17 protein-coding genes and 1 tRNA gene are annotated in these 19,119 nt (G+C 56.8%); 8 read left to right on the plus strand and 10 right to left on the minus strand.

Annotated elements, in window-relative coordinates; genetic code table 11:
• Nucleotides 1–22: 22 nt before the first annotated feature.
• A complete protein-coding gene (locus ACELLULO517_RS06435) occupies nucleotides 23–1,003 on the minus strand; it encodes a glutathione S-transferase family protein (RefSeq protein WP_227306476.1) in 981 nt (326 codons plus the stop codon).
• A gap of 133 nt (nucleotides 1,004–1,136) precedes the next feature.
• Between ACELLULO517_RS06435 and ACELLULO517_RS06440 the strand changes: the two genes are divergently transcribed.
• Both ACELLULO517_RS06440 and ACELLULO517_RS06445 read left to right on the plus strand, forming a co-directional pair.
• Nucleotides 1,137–1,211 (plus strand) — tRNA-Thr (locus ACELLULO517_RS06440).
• Nucleotides 1,212–1,810: 599 nt separating this feature from the next.
• On the plus strand, nucleotides 1,811–2,938 hold the full coding sequence (locus ACELLULO517_RS06445; RefSeq protein ID WP_227306477.1) for an acyltransferase family protein: 1,128 nt from the start codon (nucleotides 1,811–1,813) through the stop codon (nucleotides 2,936–2,938).
• A 205-nt stretch (nucleotides 2,939–3,143) separates the two neighbouring features.
• Here the strand turns inward: ACELLULO517_RS06445 and ACELLULO517_RS06450 are convergent, their stop codons facing one another.
• The 8 genes from ACELLULO517_RS06450 to ACELLULO517_RS06485 all read right to left on the minus strand — a co-directional run bounded on the left by ACELLULO517_RS06450 (nucleotide 3,144) and on the right by ACELLULO517_RS06485 (nucleotide 12,641).
• Entirely contained in the window at nucleotides 3,144–3,848 is a 705-nt protein-coding gene (locus tag ACELLULO517_RS06450) for a GDSL-type esterase/lipase family protein (protein ID WP_227306478.1), read from the minus strand.
• 51 nt (nucleotides 3,849–3,899) lie between these two features.
• Nucleotides 3,900–4,943 (minus strand): hypothetical protein, encoded by a 1,044-nt coding sequence (locus ACELLULO517_RS06455; protein ID WP_227306479.1) that lies wholly within the window; start codon nucleotides 4,941–4,943, stop codon nucleotides 3,900–3,902.
• Between the two features lie 41 nt (nucleotides 4,944–4,984).
• Nucleotides 4,985–6,313 (minus strand): hypothetical protein, encoded by a 1,329-nt coding sequence (locus ACELLULO517_RS06460; protein WP_227306480.1) that lies wholly within the window; start codon nucleotides 6,311–6,313, stop codon nucleotides 4,985–4,987.
• Between the two features lie 13 nt (nucleotides 6,314–6,326).
• A complete protein-coding gene (locus tag ACELLULO517_RS06465) occupies nucleotides 6,327–6,947 on the minus strand; it encodes a GDSL-type esterase/lipase family protein (RefSeq protein WP_227306481.1) in 621 nt (206 codons plus the stop codon).
• 690 nt (nucleotides 6,948–7,637) lie between these two features.
• Nucleotides 7,638–8,966: a hypothetical protein gene (locus ACELLULO517_RS06470; protein WP_227306482.1), complete on the minus strand. Its 1,329-nt coding sequence runs from the start codon at nucleotides 8,964–8,966 to the stop codon at nucleotides 7,638–7,640.
• 13 nt (nucleotides 8,967–8,979) lie between these two features.
• Nucleotides 8,980–9,711, minus strand: a complete 732-nt coding sequence (locus ACELLULO517_RS06475; protein WP_227306483.1) for a GDSL-type esterase/lipase family protein — start codon at nucleotides 9,709–9,711, stop codon at nucleotides 8,980–8,982.
• A gap of 881 nt (nucleotides 9,712–10,592) precedes the next feature.
• Nucleotides 10,593–11,468 (minus strand): MBL fold metallo-hydrolase, encoded by an 876-nt coding sequence (locus ACELLULO517_RS06480; RefSeq protein WP_227306484.1) that lies wholly within the window; start codon nucleotides 11,466–11,468, stop codon nucleotides 10,593–10,595.
• A 141-nt stretch (nucleotides 11,469–11,609) separates the two neighbouring features.
• On the minus strand, nucleotides 11,610–12,641 hold the full coding sequence (locus ACELLULO517_RS06485; RefSeq protein ID WP_319796416.1) for an NADP-dependent oxidoreductase: 1,032 nt from the start codon (nucleotides 12,639–12,641) through the stop codon (nucleotides 11,610–11,612).
• An 86-nt stretch (nucleotides 12,642–12,727) separates the two neighbouring features.
• On the opposite strand from ACELLULO517_RS06485, the gene ACELLULO517_RS06490 reads away from it, so the two are divergent.
• Together ACELLULO517_RS06490 and ACELLULO517_RS06495 are read left to right on the plus strand one after the other, a co-directional pair.
• On the plus strand, nucleotides 12,728–13,327 hold the full coding sequence (locus tag ACELLULO517_RS06490) for a TetR/AcrR family transcriptional regulator (protein ID WP_227306485.1): 600 nt from the start codon (nucleotides 12,728–12,730) through the stop codon (nucleotides 13,325–13,327).
• Nucleotides 13,328–13,362: 35 nt separating this feature from the next.
• On the plus strand, nucleotides 13,363–13,782 hold the full coding sequence (locus ACELLULO517_RS06495) for a GNAT family acetyltransferase (protein WP_264481365.1): 420 nt from the start codon (nucleotides 13,363–13,365) through the stop codon (nucleotides 13,780–13,782).
• A gap of 72 nt (nucleotides 13,783–13,854) precedes the next feature.
• On the opposite strand, the gene ACELLULO517_RS06500 is transcribed toward ACELLULO517_RS06495, so the two are convergent.
• Nucleotides 13,855–15,345 (minus strand): MFS transporter, encoded by a 1,491-nt coding sequence (locus ACELLULO517_RS06500; protein ID WP_227306487.1) that lies wholly within the window; start codon nucleotides 15,343–15,345, stop codon nucleotides 13,855–13,857.
• Nucleotides 15,346–15,688: 343 nt separating this feature from the next.
• Between ACELLULO517_RS06500 and ACELLULO517_RS06505 the strand changes: the two genes are divergently transcribed.
• From ACELLULO517_RS06505 to ACELLULO517_RS06520, 4 genes are read left to right on the plus strand one after another with little or no spacing between them, the layout of a single operon-like run.
• Nucleotides 15,689–16,630 carry an N-carbamoyl-D-amino-acid hydrolase gene (locus tag ACELLULO517_RS06505; RefSeq protein WP_227306488.1) on the plus strand — a complete coding sequence of 314 codons (942 nt, stop codon included), beginning with the start codon at nucleotides 15,689–15,691 and terminating at the stop codon, nucleotides 16,628–16,630.
• 29 nt (nucleotides 16,631–16,659) lie between these two features.
• On the plus strand, nucleotides 16,660–17,487 hold the full coding sequence (locus ACELLULO517_RS06510; protein WP_227306489.1) for an ABC transporter substrate-binding protein: 828 nt from the start codon (nucleotides 16,660–16,662) through the stop codon (nucleotides 17,485–17,487).
• Complete coding sequence (locus ACELLULO517_RS06515; RefSeq protein WP_227306490.1) at nucleotides 17,484–18,344, plus strand: amino acid ABC transporter permease; 861 nt, start codon at nucleotides 17,484–17,486, stop codon at nucleotides 18,342–18,344. The genes ACELLULO517_RS06510 and ACELLULO517_RS06515 overlap by 4 nt, the downstream gene beginning before the upstream one ends.
• Nucleotides 18,341–19,108 carry an amino acid ABC transporter ATP-binding protein gene (locus tag ACELLULO517_RS06520; protein WP_227306491.1) on the plus strand — a complete coding sequence of 256 codons (768 nt, stop codon included), beginning with the start codon at nucleotides 18,341–18,343 and terminating at the stop codon, nucleotides 19,106–19,108. Before ACELLULO517_RS06515 ends, ACELLULO517_RS06520 begins: the two co-directional genes overlap by 4 nt.
• Nucleotides 19,109–19,119: the final 11 nt, after the last annotated feature.

Consider the following 19,119-nt stretch of genomic DNA (forward strand, 5'->3'; position numbering starts at 1 on the left):
GCTCGGCGGCTGAGCCGCCCTGTTACGCCAGCACGACCTGACGTTCGGAGGGCCGCGCGAAGTCGAGCAAAGGTCCAGCCGGCACGACCGCCGTCGGATTGATCATGTCGTGGCTTTGGAAATAATGGCCCTTGATATGCTGAAAGTTCACGGTCTCGGCGATGCCCGGGGTCTGATACAGCGCGCGCGTATAGTCCCAGAGATTGGGGTAATCGACGATCCGCCGCAGATTGCATTTGAAATGGCTGACATAGACAGGGTCGAAACGCAGCAGCGTGGTGAATAGCCGCCAATCGGCCTCGGTCACGCGATCGCCGCAGAGAAAGGCTTGGGTCGATAACCGATCCTCCAGCCAGTCCAAGGTCTCGAACAGCGGAAATACCGCCTCCTCATAAGCGTCCTGGCTGGTCGCGAAGCCGGCCTTGTAGACCCCGTTATTGACCCGGTCGTAGATGCGGGCATTGAGTGCGTCGATCTCTGTCCGCTGCGCCGCGGGATAGTAATCGCCGCTGCGGGCCCCCTTGCCGTCGAAGGCGCTGTTGAACATGCGGATAATCTCCGCACTTTCATTGTTCACGATGCTATTGGTCTGCTTGTCCCACAGCACCGGCACGGTGACGCGGCCGGAGTAATGCGGATCGGCGCGAACATAGATGTCGAACATGGTCGCGGCGCCATGCGGATCAGCCACCACGCCAGGCGCCGGATCGAAGGTCCAGCCGCGCTCGCGCATGATCCAGTTGACGGTGGAGACCGGCAGAAAGCGCTCCAGCCCCTTCAGCGCGCGAAAGATCAGCGTGCGATGCGCCCAGGGACAAGCGAGCGAGACGTAAAGATGATAGCGGCCCTCCTCGGCGGCGAAGCCAGCCGCGCCGCTCGGCCCGGCGCTGCCGTCCGGCGTGATCCAGTTGCGGAACTGCGTGGTTGTGCGCAGGAAGCGACCGCCGCTGGCTTTGGTGTCATACCAGCCGGTGTTCCAGACGCCGTTTTCGGCAAAGCCCATGACCTCGTTCCTTCTCCACCTGCGGCGGCTAGCCATGGGCCTGAGCCGCGCCGGAGGCAAGCGTTTGCGGCGGGCGCTCCCGTCAAACTAGGGTGTTGCGCCCGGCGCCGGATAGCGATAGATCACCCCCAACGCCGGCATAGCTCAGGGGTAGAGCAACTGATTCGTAATCAGTAGGTCGTAGGTTCAATTCCCACTGCCGGCACCACTTCCTCTTTGAAATCGTTGATATTTTCGACCCTTGTGGTACAGGCGCGATTGCTCCGGTTCGCGCCCCGGGACCGGATGACATCGGGGACCCATCGCGGGCGGTTTTGAGCGGTAGCCAGGCCTTCAGGCTTCTTCGAGACCAGCGACGGCCGAATGCCTTCGGATGAGCCAGGGAATTTGGTCAGAGGAATTTGGTCAGATCGCGAATCGTCCGCAACTTCTCGGTCGTCGCGCCGCTCACGGATCCCCTGCCCTTTCGCCTCCGCCGGCTTCGGCCTTTCGCAAAGGCCCGCAATTCATGACCACTGTCATGGCTTTTGATTCATATCCCTATAAATCCAGGTCCCAAGCCACTGGCCGCGAATGATCTTGCGAATTCGCCACGGAAGAGCTGCTCCCCCTTGCCGCCCGTTCAACGCGCTCAGGTGTTGCGGCTACAATGGGTAAAGTCATCAACCTGGTATCTTAGGACGGCGGCGTTACATGAACAATTCCGACCGGCACCGAGAGTTGCAAGTGTCATATGTGGATAGAGCAACCCTCTACCGGGTCAGCGCGAAATTTTGACAGACACTCGTTGCTATGCCAAATTAATTTATGATCGAATTGTCGCTTTTGAAAGACGTTCCGCACAAAAACTCCAGATCACTGGGGTTGGACTACATGCGGGCCATCGCAATTATTCTAGTATTGATCGCGCATTGGTCAAATAATATTCTATTTTGGTTTGGTATCACTCCGAACGCCCTTATCTTTTTTACGGGAGAACTCGGAATCCATTTGTTTTTTGCACTGAGTGGATTTCTGATAGGCAATATCCTTCTTGACCAGGTCAAAAGAGATGCAAGCTGGAAGAACCTCTTTGTGTTTCTTGTACGCCGCTGGATGCGCACTTTGCCACTATACTATGTGGTGTTAGCGGTTTTATTTCTCGTCTTTCCGCCGGGTGCCCACGCCGTTGATTACCTCGTGCAATTTGGCACGCTGACGCAGAACCTCTTCAAGCCCATGCCTGGCGCGCCATCCTATTGGTTTTCTGTATCCTGGTCCCTGACCATAGAAGAATGGTTCTATGTGGCTTTTGGATCGGCTCTATTCCTGTCAGCCAGGCTGATAAGGGGAGCCTGGGCATCCTGGCTGCCAATTTTCTTGTTTTTAGCTGTACCGTTGATTCTTCGGTTGAGTTTTCGTGACTTTTCGCTGCCGCCTTATCTTTGGCTTAGGACCGTCATATTCCGGCTTGACGAAATTGCTTATGGTGTCGTGATGGCCAAGCTCTATGCGGCCAATTCTTTCGTTTTTCGATCGCCGATAATTTGTTTTTCTATTGGCATCGGCCTCATTCTTAATGCTTGTTTTGGCAATACCTCCCTGGCATGGGGCATTAATTCCGCCATCGTCGGATGCGCCCTCCTTATCCCATTGACCGTCATTATAAAGCCGTCCTCGGGATTGATTGCTAGGATCGGCCAAACCATCAGCGCCCAATCTTACGGCCTCTATATCATGCACCTTACGATTCTTGTTAATGTTGCTCAGTATTTATGGTGGAAGCATCTTGCTTCCGCTTGGGTCTGCGCCATTATCGCAATCACAGCGCCGTTCTTTATTTCTTATCTGTCGTTTCATTTCTTCGAATCCCCGATTCTTCGGCTCCGACCCAAGCATTCCAAACGAATTGACTTGGCCCAGGCGCGTGAAGGCGGACCGGCCCCGATAGTTTAGTCGCCCGCACAGAAACCAGCCAATTCGACAGCACGCAACCTTCAGGCGGCTTTTAATCTTACGCTGCGGAGGCCTCCGACCCAGACAGAAAGGGAAGGCTCCCCACTGCATCACGGTTCATCGGGGCCGCGCTGTCCCGAAGAATTGCCTCGATGCTTCCAGGAGCCGACAGTATCCATTGCGACAGTGCAAATTCAATATCGTTTTATTTCGAAATGCTGTTTGATAGGGAGATTGCCTTTTGAGCTGCCCTGGCCATTACGTCATATCCTTGCTGCGTCGGGTGCAACCAGCCCGGCATCTTCAGAAGTGGGCAGGATGGCTTATTCTCGCAATTCGCCAGAAAGACCGGGCTAGGGTCAACAAATATGAAGCCCTTGTTTAAGGCATCGGCTTTTAAACTTGCGTTGATCGGATCCACAAAAGGCAATGAGCTTTGGAGAGATGGGCCATGTGGCAGTACTGCCATGACCAGAATTTGCGCTTGTGGGGACAAACTTCTAACTTTGGCAACAATGGATTCGATACCCGAAGCTACGTCGCATCTCTTTGACTTCCACGAGCTATTGACCCCCGCAATAATAAGGGCGCGAATCCAATGCCTCCGACCTTCAATTTTATCCAGGCGCCATAACACATTCCCAGGCTGATCCTGGGGAAAACCAAGATTCACGACATTGGACCCGAGGATAGGCTCAAGCCCCACTTGCCAATAGGCCGCGATCGAATCACCAACAATCAACCCCGTTCCATCCTCATGCAGAGCAGATAAAGCTTCCGCTGGATAAATGCGCGGCACGGCTGATATCGCAGGCGCACAAAAGTCGGAGTCTCGCGACTGAGCCGAGGCAGGATGAACTAGTGACAGCGATAGTGCGCTCAGCCAAAGGCCAGCAAAGAAAACTCTCATTTCACTCACCGCGCGTTATGACAAAGACGGTTACCTCGGCCGAACGTTCCTCTATCCCTTTTCCGCAGCCGCTATGATCTGATTGCGCATATTAACGATATTTTGGTTTCCGGAACCGAGTTCGACGGCGCGGTCGATATAAACCCTTGCAGATGAGTGCAAGCTTATAGCTGACAACATTCGCGCCAACTGAATGTGCATGCTGGGATGCTGTGGATTAATCGCAATGGCAATGGCGGCATAATTCATTGCTTTATCAAAAAAACAAAGCTTCTCGGCTAATAGCGACTTGAATATATAGACCTCGGCGTCTCTTGGTTTTTCCTGAAGCACTCTATCTGCGATACGCTCCGCCCAACGGTATTTTTTCTTTTGAAAAAGATGACGAGCAAAATTCATCAGATAGAGAGTCGACTGGCCTCTTTTCTGACGTATATTCAAGCTCCAATTTTTATCGGGCTCCGATTTTACCAGGATGGAACTAGCCAGAACCTCCAGGGCTTTAAGGTCGCGAAGAAGATAGCCAGCCGGATGCCCAGCGAACGGCACTTTGATAGCAAAGAAATTCCCGTCTGCTATGACCTCCTCAAAATACTTTCTATGCAAGGCATCAAGGTCGTAGGGATCATAAACTACAAAGTATTTGCACGACGATGACACGTGCTCCGATGACATCGCCGAAATCCGGCCAACCTCGCCGAGCCTGTGCTTCCATCGCTGATCCCAGTTTTGAGCAATATCGTATTGAGGTGAAATTGCCAGAACAACATTTAAATTCAGGCGCCGGGAAAATAGCATCGCGGCGTAAGCGCCCATGCTGCTACCATATCCGACTCGATGATCATATTGATCGTTTGTTTTTGCTATAATATCGTCAATGCCGGCAAGTATTTCTAACGGAAGGTCACTATACCAGTTATCTCTGTTCGACTTTATAGCCAGGACATCAAAATTATACTTTGAAAGAAACGATCCACCAAAACCGTTTCCTTCCAGGGTTCTGTTTCCTGCCTCCGTAAATGTCACTGCCAAATTACGGTTGCCAGATTGAAAAAGATCAACTTGATAGAAATCTGACTTAAACAAAGTCACCATACCGGCCTTCCTGACCTCAATTTTTCGTAATAGGATTTCTCCTATTCCACACCGAAGCGTTTGCGATAGCCCTTCGTGGCATCATCATTTATCTGAAAATCGAGCGTGCGCCTCAATATACGATTGATCATCACAAGGTCATTCCGAGAATTGTATATACGAAAAAGTGCGTGATGCGGCCAAGTCAAAGAAGGTTGACGTGTAATCACGATTTCATACATCAAAATGGCGCAGACCTCCTGACTTCCCTGCAGGAAGGCATCCCCCGCTTTAATCGGAATGCGAACGTCTTCAGGAAAGGCGGCTATGGCGGCAGCGACAAGCATAGCGATGCGACAATAGTCGCCACGATTTTGCAGGCATGTAATATAACGTTCGTAAAAGAGAAGCGATGGAGTTTTCAATATTGCTTCGTACAACCTGTCGCAAAGCGCAAACAGCGAGCGCTCCCCAAAAATATCGGCAGCGTCTGCCCAGGTCCTCCATGCACGGGTCTCCATGTCACCCGGGCGCGCCATCGTCGACAGCAATACTTCGGCATCTTCGTCCTGTTTAGACAAAGCATAGATCTTCAGGCGTAGCGCATCGTGATCTGACGCCTCTGCCCCCCCGAGTTCGTCGGCCTTGTCGAGGAGCGCAATGCTCCACCTGTATTTGCCACGTTCCGCCATTTTCGCCGCGGCCAGAAAATGGAACATCGAGGAGCGCCGCCGTCCCGCCTTCATATAGTCTGCCAGGGAATCCCGATCATAAACGCATCGGTTGATGATACCCGAAAATCCCGGAAATTGCATCGCAACCGCCAGCGTCTCATGGCCGGTGAATGGCAGAGGCAAGGCGACCCCCTGTGGGTAGCCGGAAATTTCCTGGCCATGCCAAGCATCGGACGGAAGAAGTGGGTCATAGAAAACCAGCAAATCGCCCTGCACATGCTCCTCGCGGACGCGCATATTGCTGTGGAGTTCGGGGCGATGAAGTTTATGCCAACGGCTATCATGCGGCACGTCTTGGGGATCGATCGATAGCAGGGGAGAAAATGCAAGAACCAGTTCAGCGTTAAGAAGCTTGCTGTATCGCACGGCCGCATAGGCACCCATGCTAAATCCATAAAGGACGTTCCGGCCGTTCAGATAGGGTTTTAAAACCTCGGCCGCTTCAAGCATATCAGATTCGGGAAACCAGTCATTGCCGTGCGTGACGAAGCCCAGACAAGTATAGTCCCATTTTTCTGCGAGGGGCCGGCCCCAATAGAACCGACCGTTCGATCTCGTTTCAAGTGGATTGAAGGTAATGAGACAAAACGCCGATTTGCCGGGACGAAAATGAACTTCGAACGACCGATTCGTATAGATTATCTTAGACTGTTCCATCTCTGTGACCAGGTCAGTGATGGGACAGGAGCAGCGGCGCAACCAGGTGTCCGATACCTTCGTAACCAACCTGGGTATAATGCATTCCGTCCGGTCTTAAGGCTTCACAGCTGGGACCGGCACAGGCTACCGCAGATGAAACATCAACGTAGTTTGCTAATTTTGTCTGGCCGAGAAGAGAGACCGTGGCCAACTTCAGATCAAGAAGGTCAGACGTCCGTTGTGGAGTCATGATTCGAAGCGGTGTCACACCCACGACTACAATATGCGTTTTCGGCCAAACCAGATGCGTCATCTTCACAATGGCCATCGTCCCGATTGCGACGGCACAAGGCTTGTCGTTTGCATTGATGTTATTGCGGCCGATGAACAAAATCACATTTGACGGATCTAGCCGCTTCAAGGCCGGTTCGCGGAGGCGCCATAGCACATTCTGTGTGCGATCACCCGCGACCCCAAGATTAAAAACATTGCCTGCAGGGTCTAGCGATTTAGCAAGGTCTTCCGGCCAGTTGGCCGCTTGAGAATCCCCCAGAATGATGAGATCGACCTGCGCCGGCATTCTCTTTGGAATTATCTTTTCGGCATAAAAAAGCGGCCCCGACGACTGCTCCGGAATTGGGGTTGTCGTCACCTGTGTGGCATAAGGGTCGCAGCTCCCGCTAGCGACACTTTGAGCCAATGCAGGCGAAAAGAGCCAAGCGGTTGTGACAGCGAGCGAACAAATCGTGATCAAAGCAGATTTCATCGATAGAATAAAGCATTGAGGTTGTGCCGCTGTCTAGCTCCTCAATACGTCACTATATGCGAAGCGCACCGCGAACCTGCTCCATCAAGCCGCCTTTTTATCCCATCATTAGAAAGGTTTAGGGAAGAAATTTTCGCAGGCTAGCTTAAGCTCCCCGCCGGGCTGTGGTGGCCGGGTGGAATTTAAATCTCGCTCCCGCCGAAATTCGGCCGACACCGAAGCGTTGGCGATGAGCCATTCCCTTCATACTGGGGTCTTACCCTTGGCGCCTAGCAGGGACAATATGTCCCGTATTCGGCCAGTTTATTGAATGGCGCGCAGACAAAATTCCTATCCTTCGCCATAATTTTTGCTCTTACCCTCGTATACTCGCTTGGGGTATTGGTCCTTGGCCGCCTACCATGGTCGGTATTTATTAAGCCAAGGCTGACCTCGCTTCACCTCGTCGACATCCTCGACCTTTGGTTCAATTTATACTTGATCTGGCCGAGCCCTCGTCCTGTCCCGCCCGGTTTCCTGCCAAGGGGCCCGAACCAGCCCCAGACAAAATCCCGAGCCTGCGCGTCAATTTAGCGTTTATGCGACACCGAAACGATCGCGATAGCTAATCGTAGTTTCGTCGCTGATTTCCAAATCGAGCGTGCGCCTCAATACTTGACGGATCATACCAAGGTCATTTCTAGCTTTGTATATACGAACGAGTGCATGATGAGGCCAAGTGAGAGACGGCTGACGCGCAATCGCCATTTCATACATAAGAATAGCACATGCGTCCTGATTTGATTCTAGGAAGGCATTGCCCGCCTTAATCGGCATGCGAACATCCTCGGGAAAGGCAGCCGTCGCCGCAGCGGTAGCCGAAGCGATGCGACAGTAATCCTTACGAAGAGCAAGGCAGGCAATATACCTTTCATAAAGCAGCAGCGACGAGACCTCCAGAAGTCTTTCGTATAGTTTGTCGGAGATTTCAATAAATCCATTTTTGCTAAAAATATCGGCGGCATCTGCCCAAACATTCCAGGCAACATCATCTTTCGTTTCAGGAAAGGATATCATCGGCAAAAACACCGATGCCTCTTTGCTCAAGCCGCACAAGGCATAAATCTTTAGACGCAAAGCATCATGTGCAGGCCAATTGATTCCCTTCAATTCATCGGCCTTGTCGAGCAGCCTTCTGGCCCATCTATATTTTCCGCGGTCAGCCATCCTGGCTGCAGCAAGAAAATAGAACATTGGGGAACGAAGTCTTCCCTCTTTCATGTAGCCTGGAAGGGACTCTCGGTTGTGAACGCAGCGCTCGATGATACCCGAAAATCCCGGGAACTGCGCCGCCACCACGAGCGTTTCATGACCTGTAAATGGCAGTGGCAACGCAACCCCCTTTGCGTAGCGCGAAATTTCGTTACCATGTGGAGCATCGTAGTGGTGAAAGGGATCATAGAAAACCAATAGATCGCCTTGCACATGCCTCTCGCGCACACGCATGTTGGGATGCAATTGAGGACGATGGAGCCTATGCCAGCGCCTGTCGTCGGGAACATCTTGAGGGTCAATCGACAAGAGAGGCGAAAATGCAATAACCATCTTGGCATTGAGAAGCTTGCTATATCGCACGGCTGCGTACCCGCCCATGCTGCATCCGTAAAGGATGTTCTCGCCACTCAGATAGGGCCCTACGGCCTGCACCGCCTCCTCCATATCGAGTTCGGGAAACCAGTTGTTGCCATGGGTCACAAACCCAAGGCAAGTATAATCCCATTTTTCTGCAATAGCGCGGCCCCAATAGAACCGTCCATTCGACCTCGTCTCAAGCGGATTGAACGTGATGAGACAAAATGGAGAGTTGCCGCGCCGAAAGTGAACTTCGAGCGACCGATTTTTGTGTAATATCTCAGTACGTTCCATATTCACAACCGTTTTACTGATTGAGCGCTAACGAAGGCGCGATCATGCGGTCTATATTGCCATAACCATTTTTCGTGTAGTGCATTCCATCCTGCAGAAAATTTTCGCAGCTTTGCCCAGAACACGATAATGCAGATGAAACATCAATATAGGTCACCCTTTTCATTGGCTGAAGAAGGGATAACGTGTCTGACTTTAAATCGGCTAAGTCAGATATTTGTTGTTCTGTCATTATCCGGCGAGGTGTCACACCTAGGACCATGATATGCGCTTGAGGCCAAATCAGGCCGATCGTTTTCGCAATGCTCGCTGTCGCAATTGCGACCGAGCAAGGCTTATCACCCGCATCAATATTGTTGCGTCCTATTAGCAAAACGACATTTGATGGATCCAATGGTCTGAAGCTTAAGTCTTGGAGACGCCAGAGCACGTTTTGTGTGCGGTCGGCCGCGACCCCGAGATTGAGCAATGCTGCTCCTGGATCAAGCGATGCGGCAAGATCTTTTGGCCAGTTCGCCGCCTGGGAATCCCCCAAAATGACGAGACCTACCCTAGCCGGCAAAAATTTCTTGAGCCTTTCAGCGTAGTAAAGCGCTCCCGATGACTGTTCAGGGATCGGGGTCGTTGTGACCTGAATGGCATAAGGGTCACAGCTTCGGGCCAAAACGCTTTCAGCCAGCGAAGGCCAAATCAGCCCTGCGGTTGTCAGGGCGAATGCGCAGAGGAAGAGGATAGGAAATTTCATTAACACAATAAAGCATTGCTCTGGCTTTTCTGTCTAGCTTTCCCTTTCTGGCAAAGCGAAATGACAGAAGCCAAGTCATCGTATCGAACAGAATAAAATGATTTAATCGAAACGTTTCTTGTTGAATTTATTGTTATTTCGCGTCGATTTTTTGCTGCTCTACGAACAGAGACCTAAGTTTTAATACCAACTTTTTAAGACTATACCGAATGACTAGTCCAAGCAGTCTGCACTACCCGAGGCAATTTTATGTCGAAGCCGAGGCTGTTTGAACGTCTTTCGGGGAGAAGTTGGAAGCATCTCGACCTCGTATTATATTTTAATTTATTTTCAATGATTTACGATAATGTTATGACTAATAACACTAAACATACAGATAAATTCTAACACCAACATAAAATTAACGCGATAGACTGAGCGATTCCATCAGACGTTACGTTCGGTGCGTCGACATGCGTGCAAACCATATTGACACTGCATCTCTTCCGAGAAGTTGGCGCTTGCCATAGAGTAAGTCAATAAGGACAAGCATCGAGAATAAAGTATTAAATTGAGTAACAACTACTTATGTTTGACAAACGAGGTGGCTGTGAAATCGGCCAAGACTTCAACGGTTGTCTGGCTTCTCAATCACACTATTCTGCTTTTGTGTTTTTCAGCGGTGTTCGATGCCCAAAGTCGAGCCGAAATCCTGAGCAGCCTAATCGGCTGACGGGGCGAGCTTACGATTTGGCCATTGAAGGGCAAGTCAGCTCTGACGTGCGATCGACGCCTGTGCCAGCGCCGCCACGAAGCCAGGCCGCTGACCGCCTTTGCTCCGGTCGAAATAGGATCACCCAAGGGGGCAGACCGCCTGCGCGGCCTGCCCCTGGGTCAAAAACTTACTGCCAGAGCGCCGGCAGGAATTCATAGCCGGTCGCGGTCTTCACGATGAAACCCGTGGCCGGGAACGGCGCGTGATAGAAGGAGACGCGCATCTTTTCGGCGGCAGCCAGATCCAGGATGCGCTTGCGGGTAGCGACCGTCTCCACCGGATCGATGTCGAACATGATGGCCCAGTCCGGATGGCGGGCGAAAACCAGCGGATTGTTCGTAATATCGGCCACGAACATCATGGTCTCACCGGCGGAAGCGATGCGGATGGCCGACATGCCCGGCGTATGGCCATTGGCGCGGACGGCGGTCAGGCCAGGCGCGACCTCCTCATCCCAGGCATAGTGACGGACCTTGTCGGCCAATGCGCTGAAGACCATGCGGCAGGCACCGAAATTGCCCTTCATGGCTTCGGGGGCGGCTTCCATCTTCGCGTCATCCATCCAGAATTCCCAATCCTTATTGGGCACGAGGATTTCGGCATTCGGGAAGACCATCGACTCATCCTTGCGGCGCAGGCCGAGGATATGGTCGCCATGCAGATGGCTGATGACGATGGTGGAGACCTCTTCCGGCTGGATGCCGGCGGCCGCCAGATTGCCCAGCATGCGGCCGGTCGTCGGTGGGCCGAATTCGCCCAGGCCGGTGTCGATCAGCACAACCTTGCCGGCGGTGCGCACGGCGAGCGTGGTGAAGGTGATGGTCAGCTTGTCGGCCGGCATGCCGGCGGCGGCATAGGCCTCGGCCACCGCCTCATCCGTCGCATTGATCGCGAAGCCTTTGGGCATGTCATGCGCCAGCCAACCCTCATGCAGGGCAATCACCTCGATGTCACCCACCATCCACTTGTAGAAAGCGGGCGTTTGCGCGCTGGTATCCGTCATTGATCATTCTCCTCAAAGCCGGGGGCGATCCCCGCCGGCGGGCAATGCCAAGGCATAGGCCCTGGCCGCCCGCTGGCATATAAGGGAGCGCATGAAGAAATGCGAGACTAGCCTCGCATTCTTCATATCCGGCCGAAAACTCTAACCTTCGCCGAGCTGCACGACGAGCTTGCCGAAATTCTGCCCGTCCAGAAGCCCGATGAAGGCGTCCGGCGCGCGCGCCAGCCCTTGCACGATATCCTCCCGCCAGCGCAGCCGGCCGTCTGCCACCCATTGCGTCGCGTCGCGCAGAAAGTCATCCCGCTGGCTGTCCCAGAATTCCGTCATGACGAAGCCGCGTATGGTCAGACTGCGCGATAGGATTTCGCGCATCGTCACCGGCAGACGGTCAAGGCCGGGCTGAGGCTCCGCACCATGATTATACTGGGCGATCAGGCCGCAGACGGGCACGCGCGCGAAGGGGTTGAGCAGCGGAAACACCCCGTCCCACACGGCACCGCCGACATTCTCGAAATAGACGTCGATCCCGTCCGGGCAGGCCTCCGCCAGCTTCGCCGCGAAATCCGGCGCCTTGTGATCGACCACGGCATCGAAGCCCAAATCATCGCGCACGAAATCGAGCTTATGCGCGCCGGTGGTAATACCGACGGCCCGCGCGCCATGAATGCGCGCGATCTGCCCGACGACAGAGCCGACCGCCCCGCTGGCGGCCGCCACCACGACGGTCTCACCGGGTTTGGGCTTGCCGATATTCCGCATGCCGGCATAGGCGGTGAAGCCCGGCATGCCGAGGGCGCCGAGCGCCGAGGACAAGGAGGCCGCGCCCGGGTCGATCCGCCGCAGCCCGCTGCCGTCCGAGACCGCGAAGCGCTGCCAGCCGGAATAAGCGACGACGATATCGCCCTCGGCCCAATCCGGGTGACGGGACTGCACGACCTTGGCCACCGTGCCGCCGACCATCACCCCACCGATTTCGACCGGCTGCGCATAGGATTTCACCAATCCCATGCGCCCGCGCATATAGGGATCGAGCGACAGAAAGATCGTTTCCAGCAGCATTTCGCCCGCGCCGAGCGCTGGAACACTGACCTCCTCCAGCCGGAAATCGCTCGGCACCGGCCGGCCTTCGGGGCGTGCGGCCAGGACGACCCGCTGGTTTCGGATTTTAGACATGATCAAACCCCAGTATGACATTGATGGAAGGCGCCTCACATACGAAGCGTATGCAAACCACATGGAGACATACGGAACGTATGTCAATGTCGAAATCGCCCCAGCGGCGCGCGGATATGATCGCGGAGACGCGCGGCAAGCTGATCGCTGCCGGGCGACAGGCCTTTGCGACCAAAGGCTATGCGGCTGCGTCCATGGACGATCTCACGGCGGAAGCCGGGCTGACGCGCGGCGCGCTCTATCATCATTTCGGCGATAAGAAGGGGCTGCTGGAGGCCGTCATCGCGCAGATCGACGCCGAGATGGCGCGGCGCCTGCGCACTGTCATCGATGAAGCCGATACCGCCTGGGATGCCTTCATCGACGAATCCGTCGCCTGGATCGAAATGGCGCTGGAGCCTGAGATTCAGCGCATCGTCCTGCTCGACGGCCCCGCGGTGCTGGGCGATCCGTCCCGCTGGGCCAGCCAGATTTCCTGCGTCGACAGTACGGCCAATAGCCTCAGGCGCCTGATCGCGGAAGGCAAGGTCAAGCCGGTCGACCCGGACGTCGCCGCGCGCCTCGTCAATGGCGCGGCACTCAGCGCCGCGCTTTGGATCGCGAGTGCCGAAGATCCGCGTGCGGTCTCGGCCAAGGCGATCGAAAGCTTTCTCGCGCTGGCGTCAGGTTTGCTGAAGCAAGCCTGAGCGCTGCCTTTTTAACGATGCCCAGGAGAGCCGCCTTGACGCTGACCATCCGACCCGCCTTGCCCGCAGACGAAGCAAACACGACCGACCTTTGGAAAGCCTGCGGTCTGGTGGTGAGCTATAATGACCCGGGCGTGGATTTTCGCTTCGCCCTGGCCGGGGAAACCTCGGCGGTCCTGGTCGGCACCGATGCAGCGGGAGAGATCAACGGCAGCGTCATGGTCGGGCATGACGGCCATCGCGGCTGGCTTTACTACGTCGCGGCCGCACCACGCGCCCAAGGCCAAGGCATCGGCCGGCAGATGGTGCAGGCAGCCGAGGACTGGCTGCGCGATCGCGGCGTCTGGAAAGCGCAACTTCTGGTGCGGGACACCAATACCCAGGTTGTGTCCTTCTACGAGCATCTCGGTTTCGAGATCTCGCCCCGGGTCGTGCTGAGCAAAAAGCTGGGCTGAACGCGGCGCCGCCCCAAAACGAAAAAACCCCGCCTTTTGAGGGGCGGGGCATTTCAGACGATCAAGCGAAGGTCAGGTCAGCGGAACATCCGCGACCGTCGTGTCCTTCAGCACGCCGCGCGTCTCGATCCGGAAGATCCAGGTCGCGACGGCACCGAGCAGCGAGGCGACGATCAGCCCCATGAGCAGAGCCTGCGTGCCGATCGACTTCAGCAGGATCGGGAACAGGAAGGCCGTGGCGACCGCGCCGATCTTGGCGAAGGACGCCGCGAACCCTGCGCCATAGCCGCGAATGGCGGTCGGGAAGACCTCGCCCGCGAGCAGATAGGTCTGCGCATTCGGGCCCATATTGGTCATGAAGTTGAACAGCATGAAGCCAAGGAACAGCAGCGGCATGTCATGCCCGCCGCCGACCAGCGACAGAGCCGCCAGAGCCAGACCGGCGGCGCAGCCGATGAAGCCGACGATCTGCAGCTGAATGCGGCCCGCACGTTCCACCAGCAACACCGCCGCCAGAATGCCGACGATGAGCAGCACGTCGAGCATCATCGTGCCCTTGGCGGCGGTCAGCACCTTGTTGACGATGCCGGCCGTATCGGCCGTCGCGGCCGCCGTGCCGATGGTCGCCGCGAGGATGACCGGCGTGAAGATGCCGATGCCGTAGGTGCTGAGATCCTGCAGGAACCAGGGGATCGACGCGAGATAGGTCGCACGGCGATTTTGCTTGTTGAAGAGCACGCCCATGTGGCGCTTCGGCTCCTCACGCACGCCGCTATGCTCGGAGACATGCGGGTCATCCAGCTCAACCACTTTCGGGTATTGCGGCTCACGCTTCAGCAGCTTGTGCGTCTCGGCCTCGGCCTCTTTCAGGCGTCCGCGTGACACCAGCCAATGCGCGCTGTCGCAGACGAAGAAGCGGCCGGTGACGACGACGATCGCGGGAATGATCGCGGCGGCGAACATCCAGCGCCAGGCGTCAAGCTGCGGGTCGACGGACAGGATCAGAATGCCAAGGCCGGCGCCGCACATGGCACCGATCGCCTGGAAGGCGAAGGCACCCAGAACCAGGCCGCCACGGCCACGGCTGGGGACAGCCTCGGAAATGACCATATGCGCGGTCGGATAGTCGCAGCCGAGGGCAAGGCCGATGCCGAATAGGCAGACCGCCAGCATCGCGAAGCTCTGCGACAGCGTCATCGCGACCAGGAAGACGACGAACAGGATCATCTCGGCGATGAACATGGTCTTGCGGCCGAAGATATCGGCCATGCCGCCCAGCGCCGTGGCGCCGATCAGAATGCCGAACAGGGTCGCGGCCGTCACGATGCTGTTCTCGTAGGCGCCGAGATGGAAGGTCTTGTCGAGCAAAGGCAGCGCCACACCGGTCATGAAGACGACCAGGCCTTCGAAGAACTTGCCGGCAACCGCCAAGCTCCAGATACGCCACTGCATGCCGGTCAGCGGCAGTTTCGTGAGCTTGGTCCCATCGGGCCAAACCGGAATTTCGTCGATATAGTCTTGAACGGTTCGACCCGCTCGCTTCTTTGAAGTCGCCTGGCTCATTATACGCCTCATTATGCCGTCGCAGCATTCTAATGCCGCGCACGGAAGATTGACGTTATTTAATGATGACGTTTTCTGAGGCTTCAGCGGGCCAAATCGGCCAGGTCATCGCTGAATCCTGGCCTATGCAGCCGGGTTTTCGGCGCCGCCGCGTGCCGGCAGTGCCGCTGACACGACAACCGCCGTCAGACCCGGCGGCCTTGCCACTATTCATTCAACGAATAGATAACGCCAAAATCTGATAGGTTGGCGAATTGTTTCGGCCCGACCTTCGTGCCAGTATTTTAAGCAATTCATCCCGGAAGCCGAACATTACGGGATGACTGCTTAAATAGGAGGCATTATGAGCCGCATCATACGCGTTGCCGGCGCGCAAATGGGCCCGACCCAGAAAGCCGACAGCCGAGACCACACGATGGCGCGGCTGCTCCGTCTGCTGGAAGACGCCGCCGCCCAGGGCGCCAAGCTTGTGGTCTTCCCCGAACTGGCCCTCACCACCTTCTTCCCGCGCTGGCTGATCGCCGGCACCGAACTGGACGGCTATTTCGAGCACAGCATGCCGAATGCGGATGTGCAGCCGCTGTTTAACCGCGCGCGCGCCTTGGGCATCGGCTTCTACCTCGGCTATGCCGAGGCGACGCCTGAGGGCCAGCACTTCAACACCGCCATTCTGGTGCAACCGGATGGCTCCATTCTCGGTCAATACCGGAAGGTCCATCTGCCGGGCTCCGTCGAGCCCCGGCCCGGCGCGCTGTACCAGCAGCTGGAAAAGCGCTATTTCCAATATGGCGATCTGGGCTTCCCGGCCTTCCGCGCCGGCGAGGACTGGCACAAAGCCGTCACGGGTATGATGATCTGCAATGACCGCCGCTGGCCGGAATCCTGGCGCATGCTGGGCTTGCAGGGCGTGGAACTGGTCTGCCTCGGCTATAATTCGGCCGCCTATGACCCGAACGGCGGCAAGACCGAGGATGCGGTGCTCCGCACCTTCCACTCCACCCTCGTCGCTCAGGCCAATGCCTATATGAACGCCACCTGGGCCGTCGCTGTCGCCAAGGCGGGCGAGGAAGACGGATCGGGCCTCATCGGCGGGTCCTGCATCGTCGATCCCAACGGGCTTGTGGTCGCGCAGGCAAAGACGCTGGGCGACGAGATCATCATCGCCGATTGCGACCTCGACCTCTGCCGCCAGGGCAAGGACAAGATGTTCAATTTCGCGGCCCATCGCCGCCCCGCGCATTACGCCGCGATCACCGAACGCGCGGGCGTCATCGAGCCGTCATGATCCCTCATTCTTTGAAGCGGAGTACGCCCTTGTCTCGTCTCAGCATCCTGCTGCCTTGCCTCGCTGCCCTCTTGGCCTGGAAGACAGCGCAGGCTGCCGACCTGCCCGCCGCAATCCAAAGCGCCGGCAAGCTCAACCTGACCGTCAACGGCACCTATCCGCCGATGGAATCGCATGACGTGGCGACCAATAAGCTGGTCGGGCTCGATATCGATCTGGCCAATGCCATCGCCACCAAGCTCGGCGTGAAGATCGTCTGGAGCGACGTCGCCTTCGCTCAGCTTATCCCCGATCTGCAGACCGGCCGCGCCGATATGGTGATCAGCGGCCTGACGGACACCAAGGCCCGCGAAGCCAGTTTCGACTTCATCGATTACTTCAAGACCGGCCCGCAATTCTACGTGCAGACGTCGAGCACGGCGCAGCAGCCGAGCGACCTTTGCGGCAAGCATATCGGCACGGTGCGCAGCACGACCTTTCCGGCCGAGCTTGCCGCCTGGAGCCAGCAATATTGCGTCGGCGCCGGCAAGCCCGCGATGCAATATGTGCCGGCCGAGAATTCGCCGGACCTGCATACCCAGCTTATGGAAGGCCGGATTGACGGCGCCGTGCAGGGCAGCGAGACGCTGCCCTATCTGATCCAGACCTCGGGCGGCAAATACCGCACCCTGGGGACGAATTTCGCGACCGGCTATCAGGGCATCGCTTTCCGCAAGGATGAGACGCAGCTACGCGGCCTGGTGTTGCAGACGCTGCAGGGTCTGATCGCGGACGGCACCTATGCCGCCATCCTCAAGACTTACAACTTAAGCGGCAACGCGCTGACGACCCCGACGGTCAACGGCGCCACGCGATGACGACAGCGGGGCCAGTGCTGACGTCCGGCTTTCCTGACCTCACCGGCGTGCCGATGGCACGCCGCACGCATTGGGGACGCTGGACGGCGGCCTTGGCGATCATCCTGGTCCTGCTGGCCCTTGTCCGTGCCTTCGCCCATGGTCAGATCGACTGGCCGGTGGTCGGGCAGTTTCTGACGGTGCCGGTGATCCTGACCGGCATCGTCAATACGGTCATCATGTCGGTGCTGGCCATGGCGCTGGGCATCCTGCTCGGCGTCATCGTCGCGGTCATGCGGCTTTCGCCCAATCCGGTCCTGTCCTATTGCGCGGCCTTCTATGTCTGGCTGTTCCGCGGCACGCCGGTGATTTTGCAACTGCTGCTGTGGTTCAATCTCGCGCTCGTCTTCCCCACGATCGGCATTCCCGGTGTCTGGAGCGGTCGCGCGGTCGATATCATGACGCCCTTCCTATCCGCGCTGCTCGGCCTCGGCATCAATCAGGGTGCCTATACATCCGAGGTCATGCGCGCCGGCATTCTGTCCGTCGATGCCGGACAGCATGAGGCGGCGCAAGCCATCGGCATGGGCCGGTTGCGGGCACTACGCCGTATCATCCTGCCGCAGGCCATGCGCGTCGTCATTCCGCCGCTCGGCAACGAATTCATCGGCATGATCAAGACGACCTCGCTGGCGAGCGTCATTCAGTATCCCGAGATTCTGCATAATGCCGAGAATATCTATTACGCGAATTCCCGCGTGATCGAACTGCTGATCGTCGCCGGCTTCTGGTATCTGCTTGTCGTGTCCATCCTCTCGCCGCTGCAGCATCTGCTGGAGAAGCGCTTCGCGCGCGGAACGCAGGTGATGACAAGATGAGCAAGCCGCTTCTCGCCATTCGCGATGTCACCAAAACCTTCGGCCTCTATCAGGCGCTGCGTGGCGTCTCGCTCGATGTCTTTCAGGGCAAGGTGCTTTGCCTGATCGGCGGATCCGGTTCCGGCAAGACCACCCTGCTCCGCTGCGTCAACCAGATCATCCAGCCCGATAGCGGCGGTATCTGGCTGGAGGACGACTTGCTCGGCCGCCGACATGAGGGCGGCAAGCTGCATCGCCTGCCGGAGCGCGAAATCGCGCGCCAGCGCCTGAAGACAGGCATGGTCTTCCAACGGTTCAATCTGTTTCCGCATCTGACGGCGCTCGGCAATGTCATGGAAGGCCCGGTTCAGGTGCAGGGTCGCGACAAGGCGTCCGCGCGCAAGGACGCCATGGAGCTGCTGAGCCGCGTCGGCCTCGCCGACAAGGCCGGCAATTACCCGTCCCAGCTTTCGGGCGGCCAGCAGCAGCGCGTCGCCATCGCGCGCGCGCTCGCCATGCGACCGAAGCTGATGCTGTTCGATGAGCCGACAAGCGCGCTGGACCCGGAACTGGTCGGTGAGGTTCTAGCGGTGATGCGCGAATTGGCGCGGAGCGGCATGACCATGATGGTGGTGACGCATGAGCTGGGCTTCGCGCGCGAAGTGGCGGACAGCGTCGCTTTCATGGATAGCGGCAGCATCGTGGAATACGGGCCGCCAGCCCAGATTTTAGGTGCGCCGACGGAAAAGCGCACAAGGGATTTTCTCTCCGCCGTCATCATCTGAATAAATGAGGG

Source organism: Acidisoma cellulosilyticum (genome assembly GCF_020621385.1).
Taxonomy (GTDB): Bacteria; Pseudomonadota; Alphaproteobacteria; order Acetobacterales; family Acetobacteraceae; genus Acidisoma; species Acidisoma cellulosilyticum.